This is a genomic window from Chromohalobacter sp. (assembly GCF_039830575.1).
GTDB lineage: Bacteria > Pseudomonadota > Gammaproteobacteria > Pseudomonadales > Halomonadaceae > Chromohalobacter > Chromohalobacter israelensis.
On record NZ_JBDOOX010000007.1, the window covers coordinates 105,770 to 130,483 of the forward strand.

Genomic DNA, 24,714 nt, shown 5'->3' on the forward strand with positions numbered 1-24,714 from the left:
TGACGCAAGCCATGGGGTTGGCTACGCTCTCGAGAGGGCGTGTGAAAGCAGTGAAGGCGCCGGACGCGTCAGCGTCTTGGCTGGTGAATGGCGGCACATCGGATGAGAACGCGAAGATGAAACCTTGGTGGCTGTTGCTGGTAGCGGGGCTGGGTGGTTGTCAAAACATGGCGGCCTATGACCCCTTGGGGCGCGATGTCGGTTCGCCATTGCCCGAAGCGTGTCAGTGGCCGGCGGAGGCTGATGCCACGGCCCGGGTGCGGGCCACGGTCGAGGCCCTGGAGGCGCAGGGCTATCGGGTCGAGACCACCGAGGTCGCGTTGGGGCTGGTGAGTGCCGAGCGCAGCGCGGCACAGCCGGGGCTGGGGGCCGTGGATCGCCCGTTCTGGGGCCGCAGCGGGTTCTGGGGCTACTACGGCATGGGGAGTCGCCACGGGTATTCACTGGGGTATGCACAGCGCTTCGGCGGCGATCCGGTGCGTATCCAGCGGGTCTCGGTGGTGGCCGCCGACGACGTCGTGAGGGTCACGCGCGACTCGCGCGTGGTCGATATCGACGGGTACCTGATCGATGCCCGGCCGGACAACAGTGCCGCCTTCTGCGCTTCGCTCCGCGAGGCCATCGACCTGCGCCTGCGCGAAGAAGGAGCCACGTCATGATGCGACTGATCGCAACGCTGATCGTCATGCTGGGGCTGGTGGGCTGCGCGACGTCGCCGCAGCCGCCGCAGCCGCGGGAAATCGTCGTGCGTGCCGAGCCGCAGGCGGCCCTCGAGGCCGGCGTGGCGATGCTGGCGTCGCGTGGTTTCGTGATTCGACGCGCCGATGCCGAACTCGGCGACGTCGAGGCCGTGCTGGCGTCGCGTCCTCCATTGACGGTGCGCTATCGCCTCGAAGCCACGCCGGCGGGCACGCGTATCGCACTGTCGGGCCGGCGTGGCGGGCAACCGGTGGCGCCATACGTCTTCGATACGCTGCTCGTCGACATCCAGGCGCGACTCGGCGAGTCGCCCTGAGGCGCGCTCCGGATCACGGCGTCGCCGGATCGAGCGAGGCCAGCATGCCGCGCAGCTCGGCAAGCGTCGAGGCAAGCGCGTCGGCGGTGTACGGATGCGGTGCGGCGTGCCCCCATACCGGGCCCGGCCAGGCAGGATCGGCTGCATGGCGTACAATCACGTGCAGATGCAGCTGCGCGACCTGGTTGCCGAGCGTGGCCAGGTTGAGCTTTTCGCCGCGATAGTGGGCCATCAGGCGGCGCCCGGTCTCGCTGGCTTCGCGCCACATCGCGGCCTGATCGTCGCCGGACAGCTCGTAGACCTCGCGGATATCGGCACGACGTGGCACCAGCACCAGCCAGGGATAGCGGGCATCGTCGTTGAGGCGTACCTGGCACAACGGCAGGTCGACGACATGGTGAGAGTCCGCCGCCAGGCGAGGGTGCAGCGAGAAGTCGGTCATGCGAGCGCTCCTGAAAATCGTCATAAAGTGTGCTGGCTATGTTAACGTTAGGTTACACGGCAAGAGGCCGTGTTTCCGCTAGATCAGGGTGATTCCAGGAGAAAGGCATGAAGCGTACAACGGTTGCGATCTTGGGTTTGCTGTTGCTGGTGGCGCTGAGTGGATGCAATACCATCCAGGGCGCGGGTGAGGATATCGAGCGTGGCGGTGAAGCGGTTCAGGATGCCGCTTCCTGAACCGATGTCGCTCAAAGTGTGCATGGCGGCGCCAGCTTTGCTACGTTGTGGGCGAACCGCCATGTCGGCGGATAGCGTTGCCCGAGCAAACGGGTACATGGACCGGCGGGACTTTTTCCCGCTTGATGACGTGAAGGAGACACGACAATGAAACGGATGCTGGCTTTTTCCCTGCTGCTGATGTTCACCGCTGGCGCAATCAGCGGCTGCAACACTTTCGAGGGTGCAGGTGAAGACATCGAGCAAGGCGGCGAAGAAGTGCAAGAAGCCGCAGATTGATGCTTGCAATCGCCGCCCCGACAGGGGCGGCGATTGGCCTGTGCCCGAGGCGCTCCCGTCCTTCTGCCCCATTCCTCCCTCGCGATCTTCCCAGGCCGTTTGCTGGCCTTTCCGTCTATCCCATTCTTCCGAGCTACGGTGTCGCGCCACTCGCGCCGAACGAAAAACGTCGTTCCAGGCGTTCGAATGCCAGGTCGGTGACGATGGCGAGCAAGCCCACCAATAACGCGCCTTGAATCACGTACGGCAGGTTGTTGCCGACCAGGCCGGCGATGATCGGGGTACCCAGCGTGGTGGCGCCCACCGTGGACCCGATGGTGGCCGTGCCGATGTTGATGATCACCGAGACACGCACGCCGGCGACGATGACGCGCATCGCCAGCGGCAGCTCGATGTGCCAGAGAATCTGCCAGGCGCTCATGCCGTTGCCGCGTGCCGCTTCGAGGGTCTGGGGCGGCACCGTGCCCAGACCAGCAACGGTGTTCTGCACCACGGGCAACAGCCCGTAGAGGACCAGCGCCACCAGCGTGGGTACGAAGCCGAAACCCGCCAGGGGCACGACGATGGCGAGTACCGCTGCCGGGGGAAACGTCTGGCCGATGGCCGCCAGCGTCGAGACCAGCGGAGCGAACTCGCGCCCCGCCGGGCGCGTGACGAACAGACCCGCGCCGACGCCCACGCCCACCGAAATGAGCGAGGACACCAGGACCAGTGCCACATGGGCCAGCGTCAGGTTGAGGAAGCTCTCGCGCTCGTACATGGCCGGGTTCTGGTCGGGAAACCAGGCGCGGAACAAGGGCGCCAACTGCTCCATGCCCAGTACCAGCGTCACCAGCAATACGCCGAGAACGATCAGCAGCACGCTGCGCGGCGCCAGATGTGGCATCGTGCGGCGTGTCATGGGCGATGCCCCATGACGCCGGCCATCGTCACCTCGCCCAGCAAGCGTCCCTGGTCGTCGAGCACCGGCAGGGCCGTGACGCGAAACCACACCATGCGCGACAGCGCTTCCTTCATGGACATGTCCGGCGTGGCCGTCCATTCGCCGTTGACGTCGGTGCGTACGGTCGCGGGCTCTTCCAGCCGCCCGCCGATGAGCGCCAGGGGCCGATTGTCGGCATCCACCTGCCAGGTGGGGCGTGCGTGGGTGGTGGCCGCTTGCGTGATCGTGGCATCGCGCGTGCCCTGGGCGGGCTGATAGTACTGCTCGACCCGGCGCCGCGAGAGCAGCTTGAGCCCCAGGTCGGCGCGCCCGATGAAGTCGCGGACGAAATCGTTGGCGGGGTCGACGAGGAGTTCCGCGGGGCGATCGTATTGCACGAGCCGGCCGCCATTGAGCAGGGCCACGCGGGAAGCCAGGCGCAGGGCCTCGTCCATGTCGTGGGTGACGAAGACGATGGTCTTGCCGGTCTGACGGTGCACGCGGGCCAGCTCGACCTGCAAGGCGTCGCGCGTCAGCGGGTCGACGGCGCCGAAGGGCTCGTCCATCAGCAGCACATCGGGGTCGGCGGCCAGCGCACGGGCCACGCCGACGCGTTGTGCCTGCCCGCCCGAGAGCTGGTGGGGGTACTTGTCGCGCAGATCGTCGGCGTCGAGCTGAAACAGCGCCAGCAATTCATCGACACGGGCGTTGATCCGTGACGTGGTCCACTTCAGCAACCTGGGCACGGTCGCGATGTTCTCGGCGACGCGCCAATGGGGAAACAGCCCGGTCGACTGGATGGCGTAACCGATTCGGCGACGCAGAAGCTCCGGCGGGAGGGTGGTGACATCCTCGCCGCCTACCAGGATCCGCCCCTCGCTATGCGCGATCAGGCGGTTGATCATCTTCAGCGTGGTCGATTTGCCGCATCCCGAGGGGCCGATGAGCACGCAGAACTCTCCCTGCTCGACGGTAAGGGAAATGTCGTCGACGACCCGCGTGTCCCCATAGCGCTTGGTCAGTCCCTGAAGTTCGATCATCTGTACTACCTGTCAGCGAGTACCGGCCGGCTGACTCAGCGCGACCAGCATCTGCAGCATGAAATCGGCGATCACCGCCAGCACGATGGTGGGGATCGCGCCGAGCAGGACCAGGTCGATGGCGTATTGGCCGAGCCCCTGAAAGATGAAGGCACCCAGCCCGCCGGCACCGATCAGGGCCGCCACCACGGTCAGGCCGATGGCCTGCACGGTGACGATGCGCAGCCCCGAGAGCATGACCGGCAGCGCCAGCGGGATTTCCACGCGCCACAGCACCTGGCGCCGCGTCATGCCCATGCCGCGCGCGGCTTCCACGGTCGCCGGCGGCACGCCCTTGAGGCCGGCATGGGTGTTGCGCACCACGGGCAGCAGGGCGTACATCACCAGGGCGATGATGGCCGGTGCCGCGCCGATGCCCTTGATGCCCAGCTCGGCGAGGAACGGAAAGGCATTGCCCAGTGCCGAGAGGGGAGCGACGAGCAGGGCGAACAGCGCGATGGAAGGAATCGTCTGGAAGACGTTCAGCACGCTGAACAGCGTCCCCCGCACCCGGGCGCTGCGGTGCGCCAGCAGCCCCAGGGGCACGCCGATCGCCAAGGCCGGTCCCAGCGCGGCGCCCACCAGCCCCAGGTGCGTGAGCAGCTGGTCGCTGAAGGTGTCACGGATGTTGGCATACTCGCGCATGATCGAGAGATCGCGAAAATGGCCGCTGGCCAGCAGGAATGCCACTGCGCCGCCCGCCAGCGCGGCGTATCCCAGGCGTGTGATCCAGCCGCTGGCGTGGCGCTGCAAGGTATCGATGGCCGCCAGCGCACAGCAGAACACAATGACCCAGAAAGCGGCCCCCTGCGAGACGCGCGCCGATGGCGAGCGCTCGGCAAGCGTGCGCTGGGCATAATCGCCCAGCGCGTACAAGGTGATCAGCAGGAGCGCGAGGCTCGCCGTGAGCGTCACGCCATGCGCTAACCGGCGCGACAATGGACGCTGCAGCGCCGCCAGCCCCAGCATGACGGTCAGCACGAGCATGCCGGCGGCTTGCCATATGGTCAGGGCGCCGCCGAGCGCCACCGACTGGCCCGAGGCCAAGCGATTGGGCGACATCGACGCAAAGGGCAGCAGCCACGCCGCGGCCAGCCCCGCGATCAACAGCGTGACGAGCACGCGGTTGGCGAGCAGGCGGCCGGCGCCGATCGTTGAAACGGCGGGAGACGTCACGCGCGGCGCTTAGTCGAGCAGGTCTTGCGATTCGAGATAATCGCGTGCGACGTCACTCGCCGGCATGCCATCCACCTGAATGCGGCTGTTGAGGGTCTGCAGCGTCTCGCGGTCGAGTCCCTCGAACAAGGGGCCGAGCAGCTCCGGAATCTCGGGGTAGGCGTCGAGCGTCGCCTGGCGGATCACCGGCGCCGGCGCATAGACCATCTGTACGCCCTGGGTATCGTCCATGACCTTGAGGTCGGCCGCGGCGATCGCGCCATCGGTGCCGTAGACCATCGCCGCGTTGGTGCCGCTGGTGTTGTTGGCCGCCGCGCGGATGGTGGCGGCCGTGTTGCCGCCGGAGAGCACCAGCAGTTGCTCCTGGTCGAGCGTGAAGTCGTACGCACGCTGGAAGCTGGGCAGGGCAGCATCGCTCTCCACGAACTCCGCCGAGCCGGCGAGTTTCACCTCGCCTCCGTCGCGTACCCAGGCCGCGAAGTCCTGCATGGTGGAGAGATCGTGTTCGTCGGCGATATCCCGACGCAGGGCGATCGCCCAGGTGTTGTTGGCCGGTGCGGGTGTCAGCCAGACGAGATCGTTGTGCTGCTTGTCGTAGGCACGGATCTTCTCGTAGCCCGCCTCGGACTGTTTCCAGGCCGGATCATCGGTAGTCTGGGTGAAGAAGGCGCCGTTGCCGGTGTACTCGGGATACAGGTCGATCTCGTCTTCCAGCAGGGCGCTGCGCACGATGTTGGTGGGCCCGAGCTGGAGGTTTTCCTCCACGGGAATGTCGGCATGCTCCAGGAGCTGGACCATCATGTTGCCCAGCAAGGCCCCCTCGGTGTCGATCTTCGAGGATACCCGTACCGGGTCGGCGGCGAAGACCGGCGATATCGACAGCGCGGTGACGGCCGCCAGGCCAAGCACGCGGGTGGCGAGGTGTTGAAACGTTCCGGGCATGATTCCTGGCTCCTTGGAAATGACGGGTCGCGACGATTCGAACCTTGAGTCTAGCATTCTCGGCTTGCGCGGCGAGAGGGAATGCGCTTGGCGACAAGTGTCGGCCTCGGATACGCTGCTCCCCTATATGCGACGACACGGAGGCAGCATGTACAGAATCGGTTTGGGCGGTGCCCTGTTGACGCTCTTGCTGGCGGGTTGCAGCGTCGGGCAGACGCCGGACGAGGCGCCCACGCCGCCATCGACGTCGCAACGCGATGCCTGTGGCGCCGATGCGCTGAACGACTATCAGGGACGGCGTGCCACCGAGAGCACGCTGGCGCGGCTGGAGGAGGAGAGCGACGCCGAGCGCGTGCGCGTCGTCGGTCCCAACCAGGCGGTGACGATGGATTACCGGGCCCAGCGTCTCAACGTCAAGCTCGACGACCGACAGCGTATCGTCGAGCTCACCTGCGGCTAGTCGCGGCGGCGCAAGCCATCCGCATGCGTCGCCTCGCGGACGGATTTCGGGTTACGCTGCATGCGTTCATGAGTCACGCGATCGAGGAGGTCGCCCCATGCCGCATGCCGAGATTCTGCAAGAAGGGACCCTGCACTGCTTCCCCGCCGGATTGCGCGACGAGGCGGGCAAGCTGGTCAACGTCGAGGTGTCCGCCGTGGTCTACGACGGCCGGCGCCTGATCCTGGCCAGCGACAAGCCGATTCCCGGCGAGGCGCGCTCGGCGGTGTTCTCCGTTCCCATGACCGATGCCGGTCCCGACGACAGCCAGCTCGACTACTTGACCGCCGATGCCATCAAGCGCGCCGTCAAGTACGAGGATTTCGCGCTGACCGCCGACGGGCGCCATGTGCTCGCGACCACGGGATTCGACCGCATCGACATGGAAAGCCACGCGCTCAACGCGTACAACCATCTGTTGATCTGGCCGCTGGGCGAGCCGCAGCGAGTGCAGGTGGTCGACCCCGACCCGCGGGATGGCGTCGAAGGCTCGCTGGAGCTGCGCAACAAGCTGGACGGCGCCATCGGCGAGCCGTATTACAAGATCGAGGGGCTGGCGGCGGTGCCCGGCGAGCGTGGCGACGGGCTGTTGCTCTTCGGTGTCCGCGAGCAGGGGCGCTCGCACGAGGATTTCGAATACGTGTGCCGCGTCGTGGGCGCGCATTACACCGTGAACGAGCATGGCAACCTGGTGCTGGTCGACGAGCTACGCGAGTTCTATCGCTTCTCTCCACGGCAGCATCCCGAGGTCCGCTTCGATTGCGGCCTGTCGAGCCTGGAATACGACCCCCATCACGACCGCCTGTTCCTGTTGACCAGCTTCGAGGTCGAGGAGGCGGGCGAGCCGCGCATCGGCGGGTATCTGTGGGTCGTGTCGCTGGCCGGTTTCAGCGCGGGCCAGGCGCCCGAGCTGGTGCGCACGGTGCAGGGCGACGCCCTGGAGTTCGAGCACAAGGCGGAGGGCCTGGCGGTGCTGGACAGCGAGCGGCTCTTCGTGGCCTACGACAACGACCGCGACATGTCGCTGGGGCGCATCGACGAACGCGACGAGCGTCATGCCTGCGAGGCGCCCTACACGATGCTGCACATTACCTGAGTTCGTCCTTCCAGCGCTTGACGGCGATCTCGTCCTTGAGCATTTCCAGCGTTTCGATCAGCACCTGCTCGGTGACGCGGTCGGTACGCTGGTCGACGTACAGCCAGGCGTCGATGCCGCTTTCCGCCAGGTCGCCGATGAGGCTTCTGAACTGCGGCGAACGCAGTCCGTCGATGGCTTCATGCACCACGCGGCTGGCGACATCGCTCAAGCTGCGCTGCATGGCACGCGCGACGTTGTCGCCGAGCGGCAGGCGACGCAGCCGCGTGAGCTCGGCGTTTTCCTCCAGCGTACGGTCGACCAGTGCGGCCACGTAGCGATGCACTTCCTGATGGTTCTCGGCATAGCTCTTGTCGACGGTGGCCTCGAGGCGCCTGGCGATCTCGTCGACCAGTGCCGCCTTGCGGGGCTGGATGACTTCTTCCGAAAGGCGCTTGGTGAAGTCCTCGCTGCGCCTCACTTCATCCTGCAGGCTGCTCAGCAGGCGTGTCGCCACGCGGTCCGACAGCTCCTCCATGACGATGCGGTAGTAGTGCTCGAAGAAGGCATACACGCGCCAGCGACGGATATCGATCACTCCCAGGCGCTGCAGGCGCAACAGCAGCGAGATCACGCGCAGCACGCGCAACAGGCGGAATCCGCCCACCGGAATGCACCCCAGCACGTCGTACCAATGCACGAACGGGTAATAGAACCAGCGGGCATAGCGACGTTCCACGACGGCCAGTATCCAGCCGGCCAGCACGTCGGTAATGAAAATGGCCACGAACACCAGGTCGATGGTAAAGAAGCGCTGGTGAATGGTCTGGTCGTACGCCTGATGCAGCGCGGGCGCGACGTCGGCCAGACCGGCATTGATCGGCGGCAGGAGAAACAGGCTGTCGATGAGCAACAGCAACAGGTTGGCCGAGATCAGCACCATCATGGCGATGTCCCAGACCAGGTACAGGCGTTCGCGCAGGGTGGCGCGTTCGGCGGCGTGGGGCGTGGTCATGGCGTTCTCCGTTGACGGCGCCGCCGAGCCGGGGCGGCGCGATGCTTCCGGCAAGATCGCCACGTTAGCAGCGACGCGGGCATGACGTCAGGTCGCTTGCGATGTCGGTGACAGGCTGGCCTGGGCACGCTTTTCTTCTTCCTCGGCCTGCTTGCGCATCTTCTTGCGCAGTTCGGCCTTCTCGAAGCGAAGCTTGGCCATGGGCGTGTCGAGCGGCAGCGGCGGCACGCTGTTGGGGCGGCCCTCGCTATCGACGGCCACCATGGTCAGGTAACAGCTGTTGGTATGGCGAATCACGCGGTCCTGGATCGACTCGGCCACCACCTTGATGCCGATCTCCATCGAGGAGCGCCCCACGTAATTGACCGAGGCCAGAAAGGTCACCAGCTCGCCGACATGGATCGGCTGCTTGAACAGGACCTGATCCACCGACAACGTGACGACATAGGAGCCCGCATAGCGACTGGCACAGGCGTAGGCGACTTCGTCGAGTTTCTTGAGAATCGCCCCGCCATGCACCTTGCCGCTGAAATTGGCCATGTCAGGGGTCATCAGTACCGTCATGGTGAGTTCGTGCTGGCGGGGAAGGTCGTCGGGCGCCATGGGTCACAATCCTGCTGAGGCCGGGGAATGGATAGAGGCGCAAGATGTATCATGTTTTGCCCTGTCTTGTCGCTCCCCTCTGCTTACCCGCCGGACGGGCGGGAACCGTTCAAAGAAAGGTCAGCCCGAGCGCGATGATGACGCCCGTCACCACCAGCTGGATCAGGCAGAAGCCCATGATGTCCTTGGCCTTGAGCCCCGCGATGGCGAGCATGGGAAGCGCCCAGAACGGCTGCAGCAGGTTGGTCCAGGCATCGCCCCAGGCGACCGCCATGGCGACGCGGGGGATATCCGCGCCCAGGGAGGCGGCGGCGGGCAGCATGACCGGGGCCTGGACGGCCCATTGCCCGCCGCCCGAAGGCACGAACAGGTTGACGATGCCGGCACTGATGAACGACCAGAAAGGCAGCGTCTGGGCGGTGGAGATCGCCACGAACCCCTCGGAAAGCGTCTGTGCCAGCCCGGACTGCATGATGATCGCCATGATGCCGGCGTAGAAGGGAAACTGGATGACGATACCGGTGCCACCCTTGATGGCCTCGTGGAGGCTGTCCAGCAGACTGCGGGGCGTGCGATGCAGCACGATGGCCAGGGACAGGAACAGGAAGTTGACCACGTTGAGGTTCAGGCCGCCGTCGCGGAACACGAAATGGTCGAGCAGGAACAGCAAACCGGGAATGCCGACCAGCCATGACAGCCAGGAGCTCTTTTCCAGGCGTTCCGCCGGACGCGTGGCGGGACCGAGGTCGCGCGGGGCGTCGTCGAGTTGTGCGGGGTCGATGTAGACGCTGTCACGCTCGTCGGGAAGCATGAACCGGTTGACCAGCGGCACGGCAACGAACATCGCCAGCACGATGGCCAGGTTGAAGAACGCGAAGATGGTCTCGGAGGTGGGAATGACACCGATCTGGCCCGCCGTGAAATGCCCCTCGGTGGCGATGGTCAAGGGAATCGAGCCGGCCAGGCCGCCGTGCCATACCACGAAGCCCGAATAGGCGCTGGCGATCAACAGGCGGTAGTCGACACGCACCTGTCGTGCGAGGGCCTTGGCGAACAGGGCGCCGATGACCAGGCCGAAGCCCCAGTTGATCCAGCTGGCGGCCAGCGAGACCAGCGACACCAGCACGATGGCGCCGGCCGGGCTCTTGGCGAGCCGGGCGATCCTGTCGAGCAGGCGCTTGACGGGTGGGCTGCTGGCCAGCATGAAGCCAGTGACCAGCACCAGCAGCATCTGCATCGAGAAGGACAGCAGTCCCCAGAAGCCGTCTCCCCAGTAGCGCATGATCGCCAGCGGCGACTGCCGCTCGACCAGCATGGCCGCGATGGCCGCCACCAGGGTCAGGATCAGCACGAAGATGTAAGGATCGGGCAGGTAGCGTTCGACCAGGCGTACCGCGGGGCGAGACAGCAGCTTCAGCATGAAAGCCTCTCCAGGAGGTCGTTGTCATGCTGATAACGATAGTCGCTCGGGAGACGCGCCGATCACTCAACCTTGGTCCTGTATCCCTTGGTCGCAGGCGGGCGTTGCGGCGCTTGTCCAGCGCGTGCGCCGATAGTGCAGGTAGACGGCGGCGAGACTTGCCGAGCGCACCAGGGTGAAGGCCGTGAAGGCGAGCCACAGGCCGTGGTTGCCCAGCGGTTGCGCGAGCCACCACACCGGCAGGTAGACGGCGAGTGCCAGCAGGATGGTGTCGCGCATTTCACGGGTCGCGGTGGCGCCGATGAAGACGCCGTCGAGCAGATAGCTCCATACCGCGATGGCCGGCATGACGACCATCCAGGGCAGGTAGTCGGCCGCCGAGGCTCGCACGTCGGGCAGGTCGGTGAGCAGGGCGATCAGGGCATGGCCGCCGAACAGGAACGCGGCCATGGCGACCCCGGCGGTGACCAGCGAGAAACGCGCGGCCGCGCGCACCGCGCTCGAGAAAAGCGGCCAGTCGCGACGCCCCACGGCGCGTCCGGTCAAGGCTTCGGCGGCATGGGCGAAGCCGTCCAGCGCGTAGGAGGTGATCATGATGAACTGCATCAACACCGCGTTGGCGGCGAGCACCGTGTCGCCCTGGTCGGCGCCCTGAGCGGTGAAGAAGGCCATGGCGAACAGCAGCCCCAGCGTGCGCACGAACAGGTGCCGATTGACCTGGAACAGCTCGGAGTAGGCGGCGAATCGCAGCAGGCGCCGACGCAGGAAGCGTCCCTGCAGGCGTCCCAGCTGGCGTGCCACGAGCCACAGTCCCGCGCCCAGGGCGGTATAGTCGGCGATGACGGTGGCCCAGGCCACGCCGTCGCTGGTCATGCCCAGCCCGACCACGAACACCAGATCGAGGACGATGTTGACGCTGTTGGTCAACACCATGATCGCCAGCGTGACCCGCGAGTTCTGCTGGCCCAGAAACCAGCCGAGAATTGCGTAATTCGCCATCACCGCCGGGGCCGACAGAATGCGAATGTGGGCGTAATCGTCGGCCAGGGCCATGGCCGCCGGGCTGCCGTCGAGCAGGTAGAGACCGAAGTCGATCAGCGGTTCGGCGAGCAGGATCAGCAGCACGCCGATGCCGAGTGCCAGCAACAGCGCCTGGCCCAGCAGGTTGCGGATGTCGCTGTCGTCCTCGCGGCCCACGGCCTGAGAGGTCAGGCCGGTGGTGCCCATGCGCAGAAACCCGAAGCCCCAGTACAGAAAGCTGAACAGGGTGGCACCCAGGGTCACGGCGGCCATGTAGCGTGAGTCCGGCAGGTGGCCGACCACCGCGGTGTCCACCAGTCCCAGCAGCGGGACGGTGATGTTGGAAAGGATGATCGGCCAGGCGAGCGGCCAGATGCGTGTCGCGGGGCGTGATGAAGACACGGGATTCCGTCGTTGGGTGTGCGCTCACGCGTGACACACACCCGTGAGAAGGAAAAGTGGGGCCGACACGCGCCACGTCGCCCGCGGCGGCGTGGCGTGCACGCGGGTCAGGCGGCGGTGATCAAGCGATATTTGTGCATCAGTTGATCGTGGGTTTCGCTGCGCTCGGGATCGAGAGGGATGCAGTCCACCGGACATACCTGCTGGCACTGGGGCTCGTCGAAGTGGCCGACGCACTCGGTGCACAGGTTGGGGTCGATGACATAGATCTCCTCACCCGGGGAAATGGCGCCGTTGGGGCACTCGGGTTCGCAGACGTCGCAGTTGATGCACTCGTCGGTGATCATCAAAGCCATAAAGCGTCCGTCCTCTATTGCGTCTTGGGCGACGAGGGGTCCTGGGCGAAATGCCGGCTCAGCGCATCGACCACGCAGGGATGCACGAGCTTGGAGACATCTCCCCCCAGACGCGCGATCTCGCGCACGATGGTGGAAGAAATATACGAGTTCTCGACCTCGGGCGTCAGGAACAGGCTTTCCACGTCAGGTGCCTGGGCCCGGTTCATATTGGCCAATTGTAACTCATATTCGAAGTCGGATACCGCTCTCAGACCGCGCAGGATGATGCGCGCGTTCTGTTGCGCCAGCAATTGCGTCAGCAGGCAGCTGAAGCCGGTCACGGTGACGTTGTCGAGGTCGGCGGTGACTTCCTCGATCAGCGCCACCCGGGTTTCCAGGGACAGCGTGGGTTGCTTGCGCGGACTCGCCGCCACCGCCACCACGACCTTGTCGAACATGCGCGAGGCGCGCTCAATCAGGTCGTAATGGCCATTGGTCACGGGGTCGAAGGTACCGGGATAGACCACGATATTCATGGATGCATCCTGTGCCGAGACACCATCAGGGTAGTGGTTGGCGCCGGGCGGCGACAATGTCGACGCCCGGGGCCGCCTTCACAGCTGACCGTAGGGGTTGTCGACCGTCAGCGATACCGGCCGATCGAAGCCGGGGATGTGCAGGGCGTCGCGTGTCATGGACAGCTCGGGGCCTTCCAGCACGCCCTCGCCGAAGCGATAGGTGACCTCGAAGCGGCCGCTGTCGGCCGTCTCCAGGTACGTCTGGGACGCCGCCAGCGTGGCCTCGCGACGATGCTTCCAGTCATCGACGGCGCGCTGACCGTGACGCTTGGCGAGCAGGCGCTCGGTCGCGGCGGGCGAGATGACCAGCCCGGTGGCGTTGTTGCCGCCGAAGCCCTTGGCGTTGATGAAGGTCGCGTCGGCCTCGAAAGGGAGCGGGTCGCGAAAGAAACGCAGGCGTTCGGCGTGAACGTCGTCGGCCACGGCGTCGAGGGTGGCGATGCCGGGGATCACGCCATGGGCGAAGGTGCCCAGGGCACTGGCGAGCTGGTCGCCCGCCGCGCCGCCTTGCGAATGGCCGACGAAGGCCTTGATGGCGGCCACCGGCCAGGCCTCGATGCCATGCGTGCGGGCCACCATGTCGAACACGTGCGACTCGGTGGTGCGATTCTTGGGCGTGCTGGTGCCGTGAGCATGCAGATAGCTGCGGTGGCGCACCGAATCCTCGCCGAGCATGTCCCGGGCCAGGCTCACCGACTTGGCCAAGGTGATGTAGTTGCCGATGCCCGGCGCGGAGATCGAGCGTTTCCAGCCATCGGCGTTGACGAACACATCGGGCACCGCGCCGAGAATCTGGGCGCCGGTCTCGAGCGCCAGGGCATCGTCCATCAGCAGCAGGAACTGGGTCGACTCGGCGATGGTGAAGCCACAGTTGCGCGCGAAGGGTCGGCAGGCCCGCTGATAGTCGCTATCGGTCAGCAGCGTCAGCGCGTCGAGCGCCTTGAGGCTCTCGTCGTCGGCCAGCGCGCCCATGGTGCGAAAGCCTTCGACGATTTCCGGCGTGATGGGGGCATCGCTGGTGCCCACCATGACCACGCGCCGCCGACCGCTGCGAATGTCCTCCAGCCCCAGGCGCAGGTTATAGAGGAAACTGGCGCAGGCGCCGAGCACGGCACCGGTGGCGCCGACGCTTCCCAGCACGTAGGCGTTGAGAAAGTCGGCGGGCATCTGGCCGTAACCCAGCGGCATCTGCTTGGACGTGGCGCGTCCGCCGCCGACGAAGCTCTGCAGCAGGCCGCCCCAGCCCTCGTTGTCGAGCTGGCCGATGGAGTTGCCGGCATACACGGCGATGGCGTCCGGGTCGAGCCGATTGCGCAGCGCCGACCAGTCCAGGCCGCTCTGGCCGAGGCAGTCGGAGGCGCCGAAGATGGTCATCGACAGCCCGCGCGGGTGATGCACGCTCCGGTACAGGGTCTCCGGCGCGAATCCGCTGGGCAACTGGCCCGCCGAGCGCACCTGCGCGCTGCGCCGTTCGGGCAGCAGGACATTCAGCGACCCCGGCGGCACCACGACTTCGACCATGCGCTTGTCGATGTCGCGCACCTGCCAGGTCGGCGGCAGGTCGTTGGGCAATTGCCGCCGGCGCACGCGAAAGGTCAGCGCATCGTCGAGGTCGAGCTGCGCGGCACGATTGGCGGGAATGCCTTCGCTGCCGAAACGCTCGTCTTCGATGCGGCGGATCAGGGTATGGTCGAGTACGTGTTGCCGATAGCGCGAAACGACGTCGGCGGCGTCGAGAATCTCTCCGTGGGCATCCTGCCAGGCGCCGTCTTCCAGCCGCGTCACAAGCTGCATCATGGCGGCCAGGGCGAGAATGGTCTGTGCCTGAAGGGTGTCGGGCAAGGCGTCGAGAATCGTTCGGCGAAAAGCCTGGTGGCCCGAGGTTCTGCCGGCGGCGTTAACACCGCCCATGCCGACGATCACCGGTAACTGTGACAAGCCGCGTTCCTCGTAATGCTGTGGATGACGATGCGTCATGATTCGTGGCCGGCACGCGTCGGCCGATATGGCGCGTCTCCCCGCGTCAGGCGACGCGCGGAGCCTCAATAAGTCTGGGGTGATGATAGCACCCGGGTGCGAGCGGCGTCATGCGACGCCGGTGCCGGCGCCGAGCTCTCTCCTTCCGTGCGGCCGTGCATGAAACCGCAACAGGCCCTAGAATGGCGTGTCGCCCAGCCGTCTTCGAGTCGCTCATGCACGCCAATTCCCGCACCATCGCCACCCAGCAGCGCGGTCCCCATGAGGACCTGGCGCGGCGCGTGTCGCGGGCGTTGAACGCGCCATGGCGCAAGCCGGTGGCGGCGCATACGCAAGCCGCCTTCGACAACGCGCAGGCGTGGCTGCGCGAGCGAGACCGGCCCTTGATTCTGGACTCGGGCTGCGGCGTAGGGCTTTCCACCCGTCGTCTGGCCGCGCAGTTTCCCGAGCACGCCGTGATCGGGGTGGACCGCAGCGCCGAGCGTCTCGCGCGCGAGTACGGCGCACCGCCCGACAATGCCCTGCTGGTACGGGCGGACCTGGTCGATTTCTGGCGCCTGGCCCTGCGGGCCGGTTGGCAGCCGGCGCGACATTACCTGTTGTATCCCAACCCATACCCCAAGGCTTCGCACCTCAAGATGCGCTGGCACGGGCATCCGGTGTTTCCCGCCCTGGCCGGGCTCGGCGGCGAATTCGAGGCGCGCTCCAACTGGCGGCTCTACCTCGAGGAACTGGCACTGGCGCTGGCGCAAGCCACCGGGCGCGAGGCGCGTCTCGAGTCTTTCGCGCCGTCGGAGGAGGGCTTGACGCCCTTCGAGCGCAAGTACCACGCCAGCGGTCAGACATTATGGCGGTTGACGGTGACGCTCGCGCACCGCCCCCAGTTGTTGCCGACGCCGCCCTGACCGCTGGGGCGACGCGACGTTTTCAGGAGACCGAAATGGTGTATGTGTTTTTGGCGATCGCGATCATCGCCGAGGTCGTGGCGACCAGTGCGTTGAAGGCTTCCCAGGAGTTCACGCGCCTGTGGCCCAGCGTGACCGTCGTGGTGGGGTATGCCTTGGCGTTCTACATGCTGACGCTGGCGCTGCGAGACTTGCCGGTGGGGATTGCCTATGCGTTCTGGGCGGGGCTGGGGATCGTGCTGGTCACCCTGATCGGTATCGTCGTATACGGCGAGAAACCCGACCTGCCGGCGCTTTTGGGGCTGGGGCTGATCATCGCCGGCGTGGTGATCATACAGGCGTTCTCGCGCATGTCGTCGCACTGAAGGCAGCCGGCTGCTAGCCTGGCGGGCGGTGTGCGTTCATCCAGGTAAAGGAATATTCGATGTTGAGCACGGTGCTTTGTTCTCGCCGTCGGCGGTCGTGGGGCCGCAGCGGGCGTCGCATGGTCTCCATGCTGGTGTTGCTGGGTCTGCCGTTGTCGGCGGTGGCCGATGGCTTTTCGAACCTTGCCACGCTGGCCGACAAGGGCTTCGTGATCGGGGCTCAGGCGCAACTGCTGGGAAGCGGCGAGAACCTGGGGTCGATTCAGCCCACGCGGCGGCTGTCGCCGGCTTCGGTCACCAAACTCTATACCGCCGCGGCGAGTCTCGATCGCTGGGGGCCGCAGCACCGTTTCACCACCCAGTTGATGGCCACGGGCGAGGTCGATGCGCAGGGCGTGTTGCAGGGCGACCTGGTCTTCGACGGCGGCGGCGACCCGGCCCTTACCAGCGAGAACCTGTGGCGCCTGGTGCAGCGCCTGCGCGAGCGCGGCGTGCGCAAGGTGAACGGGGAACTGGTGGTCAGCCAGTGGCGCTTCGGTCCGGTGACCTGCGTGACCACCGACCGCTGCGAGGCCCGGACGCGGTCGGACAACGCCTACAGCGCCCTGTTGTCCTCGGCGGCGGTGAATTACGGCAGCTGGTGCAATCTGATCAAACCCGGTGCCGCGGTGGGAGATGCCGCCACGATCAGCGACTGCACGACAGTGGCGCCGCTGACCCGAATCGACAACCGGGTCACGACCGTGGCGCCGGGCGGCGATACGCGTCTCAGTGCCGAGCGGTTGAGCGATGCGCAGGGCGATACGCTGCGCATCAGCGGCCAGATCGCGCATGGCGGCTTCTCCCGGGAGATCTATCGCGCCAGTTCCGACCCCGCCGAGCAAACCGCCAAGACCCTGGTGGCCCTGCTCGGCCAGGCTGGCATCGAGGTCGACGGACATGCGACCAGCACCACGCCGCCGCCGACCACCGCCAAGCGTCTGGCGGCGGTGGACGGCAAGCCGCTTCAGGAAGTGCTGCTGCGCATGCTCAATTACTCGAACAATTTCATGGCCGATACGCTGGCGCTGGATCTCGTGGCCAAGCCGGGCGCCAGCCTGCGGGATGCCGGCGATGCCTTGATGCGCTTCGCCCGGGACCTGCCCGGCCACGGCGTGCCGACGCTGGTCAGCGGCAGTGGCCTGACGCCGGAAAACCGCGTCTCGGCACAAGACATCAATGCCTTGCTGTCGGCCATGTACCGGCGTTCGGCCTTGTTCCCGACCTTCGTCGCCGGTCTGCAATTGCCGACCAACGGCCCGATGCACTTCATCCGCCGTGGCAGCGAGACCTTCCAGCAGAACGTCATGCTCAAGACCGGCACCCTCAACGAGCCGGTCACGGTACGCGCGGTGGCCGGGTATTTCCGTACCCGTCAGGGGCGCTGGGGCAGTTTCGCGGTACTGGTCAACGGTACCGCGCAGACGCCGTACCTGGCCTGGCGTCAGGTCCTGCCTCTGGTCGCGGCGGACCTGACGCGGATGATCGAGGCGCACTGAGCGCGCCTCGGGCCTCGTCGCCTTCTGCGTGCGGGCGAGGGTCGTTGCCGGGCGCCCGGCAATTCGGGCGCGGCCTAGCGATGCGGATCGATCAGCAGACGCCCGTGGGTGCGCCCCTCGATCATGGCGTGCGCCTGTGACTCGACGTCCTCGAGGCCGATCTCCTCGACCTGCATGTGCGTCAACAGGGCATTGGGCAAGGCCGCGATACGCTGCCACGCGGCGCGGCGTCGCTCGAAGGGAATGTACACGCTGTCCACCCCCAGCAATGCCACGCCGCGCAGGATGAAGGGCATCACCGTCGTCGGCAGCGCGGCATCGCCGGCCAGGCCGACGGCGGCGACCTTGCCGGCATAGCGCATCTGCGCCAGCAAGTTGGCCAGGACCTGGCCGCCGACGGTATCGACGGCGCCCGCCCAGTGGGTCGAGGCCAGCGGGCGGCCGCGCTCGGTGAAGTCGTCGCGTGCCAGCACCTGCGCGGCGCCGAGCCGGGTCAGCCAGTCGCCCTGGTCGGGCTTGCCGGTGATGGCATGCACCTCGAAGCCCTCATGGGCGAGGATCGAGACCGCCCAGCTGCCCACGCCGCCGCTGGCGCCACTGACCGCGACGGGGCCGTCGCCGGGACTGAGGCCCGCCTCCTGCAGACGCATGACGCTGAGCATCGCGGTAAGCCCCGCCGTGCCGAACAGCATCGCCTCGCGCGTGCTCAACGGACGCGGGCAGGGCACCAGCCAGTCGGCATCGACGCGCATGGCCTCGGCGAACCCGCCCCAGTAGCGTTCGCCGACGCCCCAGCCGGTCAGGATGACACGGTCGTCGGCATCGAATCGCGCATCTGTTGACGCCGTCACCGTGCCGGCGAAGTCGATGCCCGGCACCAGGGGATAGTCGCGCACGATCTTGCCCTGGCCGGTGACCGCCATGGCATCCTTGTAGTTGAGATCCGAATAGTCGATGGCGACGCGAACCGCACGCTCCGGCAACCGGTCTTCGTCGAGCGTCTCGAGACGGGCGCGCGGGGATTCGTCGTGGAGCATGAGGGCACGTGGCATGGGAACTCCTTGCTGATCGAATGACGTGCTGGACAGCGTTGGCAGCGGCAACGCAGGCGTTAGGCTCAGCCTAGCTCCGGCCCCGGCGTGTCGACAACGCGACCTTGGCGGCATGGCGAGGTGCATCGTCGGCGTTGCCTGTCGTCGCCCCTCTGTTACCATCGGCGGCTGGTCGTGCGCGTTGCTGCCCTCGCCCGCGCCGCCGGAAGAGAGCCGCCATGCCCGGCGTTCGATAACCCCACGCGTGAGGACCGCGCACGATGAAACCCCGCCAAAGCGGTTTTCGCCACCTGATCGATTCCACGCACTACTCCCTGAAAGGGCTGCGCGCCGCGTTTCGCAACGAGACGGCGTTCCGCCAGGAAGTCGGCATCTGCGTGATCCTGCTGCCCCTGGCCTGGTGGATCGGGAGCTCGCCCGTGGAGTGGTTGCTGCTGGTGGGCAGCTGCGCCCTGGTGCTGATGGTGGAGTTGCTCAACAGCGCGGTGGAGAATGTGGTCGACCGTATCGGTCCCGAGCACCATGAACTGTCCGGGCGCGCCAAGGACATCGGTTCCGCCGCGGTGATGATCTCGCTGATCATGGCGGGATTGACCTGGGTATTGCTGGCCTGGCAGAAATTCTTCGGCTGATGCCTGTGCGTCAGTGTTTCCACCATGCGGCGGCTCCGGCTCGCCGCGCATGAGGATCGTCATGTCCCGACGCCTAGGATTTGCATTGCTCGGCGCGCTCGTCCTGGCCGCCGTGATCGTCCCTTACACCTTGCTGAGCCACGTTCAGGCCTGGTACGGCAGCCTGCTGTTCTGGCTGCTGGTCGGGGTCGCCGTGGTGCTGCTCAATCTGCTCGTCACCGCCGCGTTCAAGGAGAAATGAGCATGACGCCGACGCTCGTCTGGGGAGCGGTGATCCTGTACACGCTGATTGCGCTGGGGGTGGCCTGGCGGTCGCGGGAGCGCGGCTCGCAGACGCCCGACATGGCACACTATTTCCTCGGCGGACGCCGGATGGGCGGGCTGGTCTCGGCGCTGAGCTACAGCGCGACCACCTACAGCGCGTTCATGATGGTCGGACTGGCGGGGCTGACCTATGCCGGCGGCGTGGGGGCGCTGGGATTCGAGATCGTCTACTTCGCCGGCGTGTCGCTGGTGGCGATCTTCGGGCCGCGCTTCTGGGCGGTGGGCAAGGCGTTCGGTTTCGTCACGCCCAGCGAGATGCTGGGCCACCGCTACGCGAATCGCGCCGTGGCCGTCGTCATGGCGCTGGTCAGCAGCCTCTTCTTGATTCCCTACGCCGCCGTGCAGCTGGCCGGGGTGGGGTACCTGCTCAGCGGGATGACCGATGGCGCGATCGGCTTCACCACGGGCGTGGCGGTCGCCACGGCCCTGGCGCTGCTCTTCACCTTCATTGCCGGCATCCGGTCGGTGATGTGGACCGATGCGCTGCAGGCGCTGTTGATGATCGTCGCCGCCACGCTGGTCGCGCTGCTGGTGGTGGCGTCACTGGGCGGCTTCGCCGCCGTGTTCGAGACGCTCGCCCGCGAGCATCCCGAGGCCCTGACGGTGCCCGGCTCGGGGCTCTTCACGCCGGCGACGTTCCTGGGTCTGACGATTCCGTGGTTCTTCTTCAGCCTTTCCAATCCGCAGGTCAGCCAGCGACTGTTCATGCCGGCGTCGCTGCCCGCCATGCGCCGGATGCTGATCGGCTTCCTGTGCTTCGGTCTGGTGTACACCGTCGTCTCGGTGATGTGGGGCTTCTCGGCGCTGATCGCGTTTCCCGACCTGGCGAGTTCGGACCTGGCCACGCCGACGCTGCTGGCCTCCGCCCACGTGCCACCCGTGCTGGGCGTCGTGGTGATGGTGGGCATCCTGGCGGCGGCGGTCTCGACCATCGATTCGATCATGCTGACGTTGTCGTCGATGCTGTCGCGCGACGTCTATGCCATGACTCGGGACGGTGGCGACGAGCGACGCCAGCTGCGTGCCGGCAAGATGGTGTTGCCGGTGATCGCGCTGCTGGCACTGGGCTTCGCCGAGCTGCGTCTTGACCTGATCGCCGTGCTCTCGGTGGCCGCCTCGACCGGGCTGGTGGTCACCGTGCCGGCCCTGATCGGTGCCTTCTTCTGGCGGAGAGGCACCGCGGCGGGGGCACTGGCCAGCATGCTGGGCGGGGGCGTCTGGGTGCTGGGGCTCTACGCGACCGGTGCCACGCCGCTGGGGTGGCCGCCGGGCATCTGGGCGCTGCCCGTGGCGGCGGCCCTGTTCGTGGCGGTCAGCCTCTGCACGGCCGCGCCGCGGCATACCGCCGACACCTTCATCGCGACCGCCGAGCGGGCCTTGCCGTGGCGACGTTGAGATGACCGGGCGGGTGGTTTCTGCCGAGCGACCCGCTCCGCCAGGGGCGCTGGATAAATAGCCGAACAGCAGGAAGCGCAAGGCGTTCGGTGCACAGAAGGCGAGACACGACATGGGGTCGGGCGAGCCTTCGAGTACCGCGTAACGCGGCGATTCATCCGTGCAGACATTTATGCAGTGTTTCCCTAAGCTGGGCCTATCACGCCGCCCCCCGGCGCTTGACCGGGACGGCACAGGAACGTCGATAGGAGAATGGCATGGCCCTGCTCAACGGTTTGCTGCCCCAGGCCGATATCCCCGCGCCCCTGCATGATGCCCTGGCCGAGGCCGGTGAGCGCTTGCATGACGCCCTGGCCATGGCCGACCGCGTCGCGGCGGCCAAGGCCGGCGACGACGAGAGCGCCCAGGAAGACATGCCGAGTGCCGCCTGGCAGGCGCTTGCCGAGCCGCGCCGCGCCGAATTGGCGCGCGTCGTGGCGCTGTCCGATTTTGCCACCGAGACCCTGGCCCGAGATCCCTCCTGGCTGCCGGCCCTGGACGCCGATGGCGAGCTGGATGCGCCGCCGTCGCGCGAGGCCTTGGAAGCGGAGCTCGCCGAACGCCTCGATGGCGCCGAGGACGAGGCCGCCATGCAGGCCGCGGTGCGGCGCTTCCGGCGTCTGCGCATGCTGGGCATCGTGTGGCGCGACCTGTGCCGTGCGCCGCGCGGTCAGGCCGGCGAGGCCGGCATGTGGGCCACGGCGCGTGCCGTCAGCGAGCTGGCGGAGATTTGCCTGGAGGGCGCGCTGGGCTGGCTGGAGCGCCACTACGCGCCGCGCTGGGGGACGCCCGCGCCGCGTGGCGATGGATCGCCCCAGCGGCTGGTGGTGCTGGGCATGGGCAAGCTGGGCGCCGGCGAGCTCAACCTGTCCTCGGATATCGATTTGATCTTCGCCTACGCCGAAGACGGCGAGACGCAGGGCGGTCGCCGCGAGCTCTCGCACCAGGAGTATTTCACCAAGCTGGGACAGAAACTGATCGCCGCTCTGGATGCGGTCACCGACGAGGGCTTTGCCTTCCGGGTCGACATGCGCCTGCGTCCGCTCGGCGATGGCGGTCCGCTGGTCGGCAGTTTCGCTACCCTGGCCAGCTATTATCAGGACCAGGGACGCGAGTGGGAGCGCTACGCCATGCTCAAGGCACGGCCGGTGGCCGGCGACCGCGAGGCCGGCGACGAGCTGCTCGCCGCGCTGCGCCCCTTCGTGTATCGCAAGTATCTGGATTTCGGCGCCATCGAGTCGTTGCGCGAAATGAAGCGCCTCATCAACCGCGAAGTGAAACGCAAGGGCATGGCCGACAACATCAAGCTCGGCCCCGGCGGCATCCGCGAGGTGGAGTTCGTGGTCCAGGCGTTCCAGCTGATTCGCGGCGGCCGCGATACCGAGTTGCAGCTCACCTCGCTGGCCGCGGCCTTGCACTGTCTGGCCACGCTGGAGCTGTTGCCGCCCGAGGTCACCGAGACGCTGCGTGTCGACTACGCCTTCCTGCGCGATCTCGAGCATGCCCTGCAGGCGCAGAAGGATCGCCAGACCCAGACCCTGCCCGACACGGTGCTGGGCCGCGAGCGCCTGGCTCTGGCGCTCGACATGGAGGACTGGCCCGCGCTCGTGGCGCGCCTCGAGGAGGCGCGCGGGCGAGTGCGCGAGCATTTCGACGCGGTCATCGCGCCGCCCGAGGAGGAGGACGCGGCCGTGGCATGCGAGGACGCCTCCCGCGAGGAACTGGGCGCGCTGTGGCGGCTCGAGCTGACCGACGAGGAAGCCCGGGAAACGCTGGACAGCCTGGGATTCGCCACGCCCGCGGCGGCGCATGAGCGTCTCGGCAAGCTGTGGCAATCGCGCGCCGTGGCGAGCATGCAGCGTATCGGATTCGCACGTCTCGACGCCCTGATGCCGCTGCTGCTCGATGCGGTCGCGGAAAGCGAGGCGCCGGACATGGCCCTCGAGCGCGTGCTGCCGTTGATCGAGGCGGTCCTGCGACGCACCGCCTACCTGGCGCTGCTGCGTGAAAACCCCGATGCGTTGCGTCAACTGATCCGCCTGTGCGCCGCCAGCCCGTGGATCGCCGAGCAACTGGCGCGGCACCCGGTGCTGCTCGATGAACTGCTGCATCCCGCCACGCTGTACTCCCCCGCCGACAAGGAGCAGCTGGCCGATGAACTGCGCCAGGCGTTGTCGCGCATTCCCGCGGACGACGAGGAAGCCCAGCTCGAGGCGCTGCGCATCTTCAAGCATGCCCAGGTGCTGCACGTGGCGGCCTCCGACATCGTCGGCGCACGGCCGTTGATGAAGGTCAGCGACTATCTCACCTTCATCGCCGAGGTGGTGCTGGAGCAGGTGCTGGCGATGGCCTGGACCCATGTCACGCGCAAGTACGGTTATCCGGCGCGCCGTGATGGCGAACGCACGAGCGATGACGCCAGTTTTGCCATCGTCGGCTACGGCAAGCTGGGCGGCATCGAACTGGGCTACGGTTCGGACCTGGACCTGGTGTTCCTGCACGACGCCGACCCCCGGGGGAGTACCGATGGCGCCAAATCCCTCGACAACGCGGTGTTCTTCACGCGGCTGGGGCAGCGCATCATTCACCTGCTGACCGCCGTCACGCCCAGCGGCTCGCTGTACGAGGTCGACATGCGACTGCGGCCGTCAGGCAATGCCGGGCTGCTGGTGACGACGCTCGAGGCGTTCGCCGATTACCAGCGCCAGCAGGCCTGGACGTGGGAACACCAGGCGCTGGTGCGCGCGCGTGCCATCGCCGGCAACCCGGCGCTCTGCGAGCGCTTCGAGGCGCTGCGGCGCGAGGTGCTGGGCCAGACCCGCGAGGTCGAGGCGCTGCGCGAGGAGGTGGTGGCGATGCGCCGCAAGATGCGCACGCACCTGGGCAGCAGCGACCAGGCCGGACGTCAGGGCGTGTTTCACCTCAAGCAGGACCCGGGCGGCATGGTGGACATCGAATTCCTTTGCCAGTACGCCGTCCTGGCCCTGGGCGCCGAGACGCCCGAGATGCTGACGTACAGCGACAACATGCGCATCCTCGAGACGCTGGAAAGTGTCGGTCGTCTGCCCGCCGATCAGGCACGCGAGCTGCGCGAGGCGTATCTCACCTATCGTGGCCTCAGCCATCGCGCGTCGCTGGCCAAGGCCGGCAGCCAGGTCGAGATCGCGGACATCGACGCCCATCGGCAGCGGGTGCGCGCCATCTGGGCCCAGTGGATGCAGGAGGACGATGCCTCGCGCTGAGCGCCGGCGTTTCATCGTGTCACGCCGTGTTGGTTTTCTGTCTCATGATGAGCGGGGGAATCGTTAGTACGACAAAAGTTGGGTGTTGATCATTCGCGTGTAAACTTTATAGTCCGCCTCCGGCGATGGCATGCGTGCCATCGCCGTTTTGTTTCGCCGCACGCTCACAAGGCGTGGCGATCGTCGGGCACAACCTGAAAGTTC

Annotated in this window: 26 protein-coding genes; 13 read left to right on the top strand and 13 right to left on the bottom strand. The window is 66.9% G+C overall.

Features of this window, described 5'->3' with window-relative positions:
* Positions 1-116 precede the first annotated feature (116 nt).
* Complete coding sequence (locus tag ABGX75_RS05655) at positions 117-659, top strand: hypothetical protein (protein ID WP_347411238.1); 543 nt, start codon at positions 117-119, stop codon at positions 657-659.
* The gene (locus ABGX75_RS05660; RefSeq protein ID WP_110062012.1) at positions 656-1,015 is read left to right on the top strand and encodes a hypothetical protein; all 360 of its coding nucleotides are present in this window, start codon (positions 656-658) and stop codon (positions 1,013-1,015) included. Before ABGX75_RS05655 ends, ABGX75_RS05660 begins: the two co-directional genes overlap by 4 nt.
* A gap of 13 nt (positions 1,016-1,028) precedes the next feature.
* Here the strand turns inward: ABGX75_RS05660 and ABGX75_RS05665 are convergent, their stop codons facing one another.
* Positions 1,029-1,457 carry an HIT family protein gene (locus tag ABGX75_RS05665; protein WP_224114128.1) on the bottom strand — a complete coding sequence of 143 codons (429 nt, stop codon included), beginning with the start codon at positions 1,455-1,457 and terminating at the stop codon, positions 1,029-1,031.
* Between the two features lie 107 nt (positions 1,458-1,564).
* On the opposite strand from ABGX75_RS05665, the gene ABGX75_RS05670 reads away from it, so the two are divergent.
* Together ABGX75_RS05670 and ABGX75_RS05675 are read left to right on the top strand one after the other, a co-directional pair.
* Positions 1,565-1,693 carry an entericidin A/B family lipoprotein gene (locus ABGX75_RS05670; protein WP_050934549.1) on the top strand — a complete coding sequence of 43 codons (129 nt, stop codon included), beginning with the start codon at positions 1,565-1,567 and terminating at the stop codon, positions 1,691-1,693.
* Between the two features lie 147 nt (positions 1,694-1,840).
* Positions 1,841-1,972: an entericidin A/B family lipoprotein gene (locus ABGX75_RS05675; RefSeq protein WP_011508238.1), complete on the top strand. Its 132-nt coding sequence runs from the start codon at positions 1,841-1,843 to the stop codon at positions 1,970-1,972.
* 133 nt (positions 1,973-2,105) lie between these two features.
* Here the strand turns inward: ABGX75_RS05675 and ABGX75_RS05680 are convergent, their stop codons facing one another.
* From ABGX75_RS05680 to ABGX75_RS05695, 4 genes are read right to left on the bottom strand one after another with little or no spacing between them, the layout of a single operon-like run.
* Positions 2,106-2,873 (bottom strand): ABC transporter permease, encoded by a 768-nt coding sequence (locus ABGX75_RS05680; RefSeq protein WP_347411239.1) that lies wholly within the window; start codon positions 2,871-2,873, stop codon positions 2,106-2,108.
* Positions 2,870-3,934, bottom strand: a complete 1,065-nt coding sequence (locus tag ABGX75_RS05685) for an ABC transporter ATP-binding protein (protein WP_347411240.1) — start codon at positions 3,932-3,934, stop codon at positions 2,870-2,872. Before ABGX75_RS05685 ends, ABGX75_RS05680 begins: the two co-directional genes overlap by 4 nt.
* A 12-nt stretch (positions 3,935-3,946) precedes the next feature.
* Positions 3,947-5,149, bottom strand: coding sequence for an ABC transporter permease (locus ABGX75_RS05690; protein WP_347411241.1), 1,203 nt, complete (start codon positions 5,147-5,149; stop codon positions 3,947-3,949).
* Between the two features lie 9 nt (positions 5,150-5,158).
* Positions 5,159-6,091 (bottom strand): ABC transporter substrate-binding protein, encoded by a 933-nt coding sequence (locus tag ABGX75_RS05695; protein ID WP_110062016.1) that lies wholly within the window; start codon positions 6,089-6,091, stop codon positions 5,159-5,161.
* A gap of 148 nt (positions 6,092-6,239) precedes the next feature.
* Here ABGX75_RS05695 and ABGX75_RS05700 point away from each other — a divergent pair, with 148 nt between their 5' ends.
* Together ABGX75_RS05700 and ABGX75_RS05705 are read left to right on the top strand one after the other, a co-directional pair.
* Positions 6,240-6,551 carry an I78 family peptidase inhibitor gene (locus ABGX75_RS05700; protein WP_179153024.1) on the top strand — a complete coding sequence of 104 codons (312 nt, stop codon included), beginning with the start codon at positions 6,240-6,242 and terminating at the stop codon, positions 6,549-6,551.
* A 97-nt stretch (positions 6,552-6,648) separates the two neighbouring features.
* On the top strand, positions 6,649-7,686 hold the full coding sequence (locus ABGX75_RS05705) for a hypothetical protein (RefSeq protein WP_011508232.1): 1,038 nt from the start codon (positions 6,649-6,651) through the stop codon (positions 7,684-7,686).
* On the opposite strand, the gene ABGX75_RS05710 is transcribed toward ABGX75_RS05705, so the two are convergent.
* The 7 genes from ABGX75_RS05710 to ABGX75_RS05740 all read right to left on the bottom strand — a co-directional run bounded on the left by ABGX75_RS05710 (position 7,679) and on the right by ABGX75_RS05740 (position 14,952).
* A complete protein-coding gene (locus ABGX75_RS05710; protein ID WP_128691404.1) occupies positions 7,679-8,680 on the bottom strand; it encodes an ion transporter in 1,002 nt (333 codons plus the stop codon). The two genes, ABGX75_RS05705 and ABGX75_RS05710, sit on opposite strands and share 8 nt — an antisense overlap.
* A gap of 87 nt (positions 8,681-8,767) precedes the next feature.
* Positions 8,768-9,283: an acyl-CoA thioesterase gene (locus ABGX75_RS05715; RefSeq protein ID WP_011508230.1), complete on the bottom strand. Its 516-nt coding sequence runs from the start codon at positions 9,281-9,283 to the stop codon at positions 8,768-8,770.
* 109 nt (positions 9,284-9,392) lie between these two features.
* Positions 9,393-10,703 carry a short-chain fatty acid transporter gene (locus ABGX75_RS05720; protein WP_347411242.1) on the bottom strand — a complete coding sequence of 437 codons (1,311 nt, stop codon included), beginning with the start codon at positions 10,701-10,703 and terminating at the stop codon, positions 9,393-9,395.
* Between the two features lie 66 nt (positions 10,704-10,769).
* Positions 10,770-12,125: an MATE family efflux transporter gene (locus tag ABGX75_RS05725; RefSeq protein ID WP_011508228.1), complete on the bottom strand. Its 1,356-nt coding sequence runs from the start codon at positions 12,123-12,125 to the stop codon at positions 10,770-10,772.
* Positions 12,126-12,232: 107 nt separating this feature from the next.
* Positions 12,233-12,481, bottom strand: a complete 249-nt coding sequence (locus ABGX75_RS05730) for a YfhL family 4Fe-4S dicluster ferredoxin (protein WP_011508227.1) — start codon at positions 12,479-12,481, stop codon at positions 12,233-12,235.
* Positions 12,482-12,495: 14 nt separating this feature from the next.
* Positions 12,496-12,999, bottom strand: coding sequence for a pantetheine-phosphate adenylyltransferase (gene coaD, locus ABGX75_RS05735; protein ID WP_011508226.1), 504 nt, complete (start codon positions 12,997-12,999; stop codon positions 12,496-12,498).
* Between the two features lie 78 nt (positions 13,000-13,077).
* Positions 13,078-14,952 carry a beta-ketoacyl synthase gene (locus ABGX75_RS05740; protein ID WP_035413855.1) on the bottom strand — a complete coding sequence of 625 codons (1,875 nt, stop codon included), beginning with the start codon at positions 14,950-14,952 and terminating at the stop codon, positions 13,078-13,080.
* Positions 14,953-15,233: 281 nt separating this feature from the next.
* Here ABGX75_RS05740 and ABGX75_RS05745 point away from each other — a divergent pair, with 281 nt between their 5' ends.
* The 3 genes from ABGX75_RS05745 to dacB are packed head-to-tail and all read left to right on the top strand — an operon-like array spanning position 15,234 to position 17,826.
* Entirely contained in the window at positions 15,234-15,923 is a 690-nt protein-coding gene (locus tag ABGX75_RS05745; RefSeq protein ID WP_035413324.1) for a methyltransferase domain-containing protein, read from the top strand.
* A gap of 35 nt (positions 15,924-15,958) precedes the next feature.
* Positions 15,959-16,288 (top strand): SMR family transporter, encoded by a 330-nt coding sequence (locus ABGX75_RS05750; protein ID WP_035413326.1) that lies wholly within the window; start codon positions 15,959-15,961, stop codon positions 16,286-16,288.
* A gap of 59 nt (positions 16,289-16,347) precedes the next feature.
* On the top strand, positions 16,348-17,826 hold the full coding sequence (gene dacB / locus ABGX75_RS05755) for a D-alanyl-D-alanine carboxypeptidase/D-alanyl-D-alanine-endopeptidase (RefSeq protein WP_011508222.1): 1,479 nt from the start codon (positions 16,348-16,350) through the stop codon (positions 17,824-17,826).
* Between the two features lie 74 nt (positions 17,827-17,900).
* On the opposite strand, the gene ABGX75_RS05760 is transcribed toward dacB, so the two are convergent.
* A complete protein-coding gene (locus ABGX75_RS05760; RefSeq protein WP_011508221.1) occupies positions 17,901-18,878 on the bottom strand; it encodes an MDR family oxidoreductase in 978 nt (325 codons plus the stop codon).
* Between the two features lie 260 nt (positions 18,879-19,138).
* Here ABGX75_RS05760 and ABGX75_RS05765 point away from each other — a divergent pair, with 260 nt between their 5' ends.
* The 4 genes from ABGX75_RS05765 to glnE all read left to right on the top strand — a co-directional run bounded on the left by ABGX75_RS05765 (position 19,139) and on the right by glnE (position 24,510).
* Positions 19,139-19,510, top strand: coding sequence for a diacylglycerol kinase (locus ABGX75_RS05765; protein WP_011508220.1), 372 nt, complete (start codon positions 19,139-19,141; stop codon positions 19,508-19,510).
* 61 nt (positions 19,511-19,571) lie between these two features.
* On the top strand, positions 19,572-19,751 hold the full coding sequence (locus ABGX75_RS05770; RefSeq protein ID WP_011508219.1) for a hypothetical protein: 180 nt from the start codon (positions 19,572-19,574) through the stop codon (positions 19,749-19,751).
* A gap of 2 nt (positions 19,752-19,753) precedes the next feature.
* Positions 19,754-21,229, top strand: coding sequence for a sodium:solute symporter family protein (locus ABGX75_RS05775; RefSeq protein WP_347411243.1), 1,476 nt, complete (start codon positions 19,754-19,756; stop codon positions 21,227-21,229).
* Between the two features lie 257 nt (positions 21,230-21,486).
* Complete coding sequence (gene glnE, locus ABGX75_RS05780) at positions 21,487-24,510, top strand: bifunctional [glutamate--ammonia ligase]-adenylyl-L-tyrosine phosphorylase/[glutamate--ammonia-ligase] adenylyltransferase (protein WP_347411244.1); 3,024 nt, start codon at positions 21,487-21,489, stop codon at positions 24,508-24,510.
* The last annotated feature ends 204 nt before the right edge of the window (positions 24,511-24,714 follow it).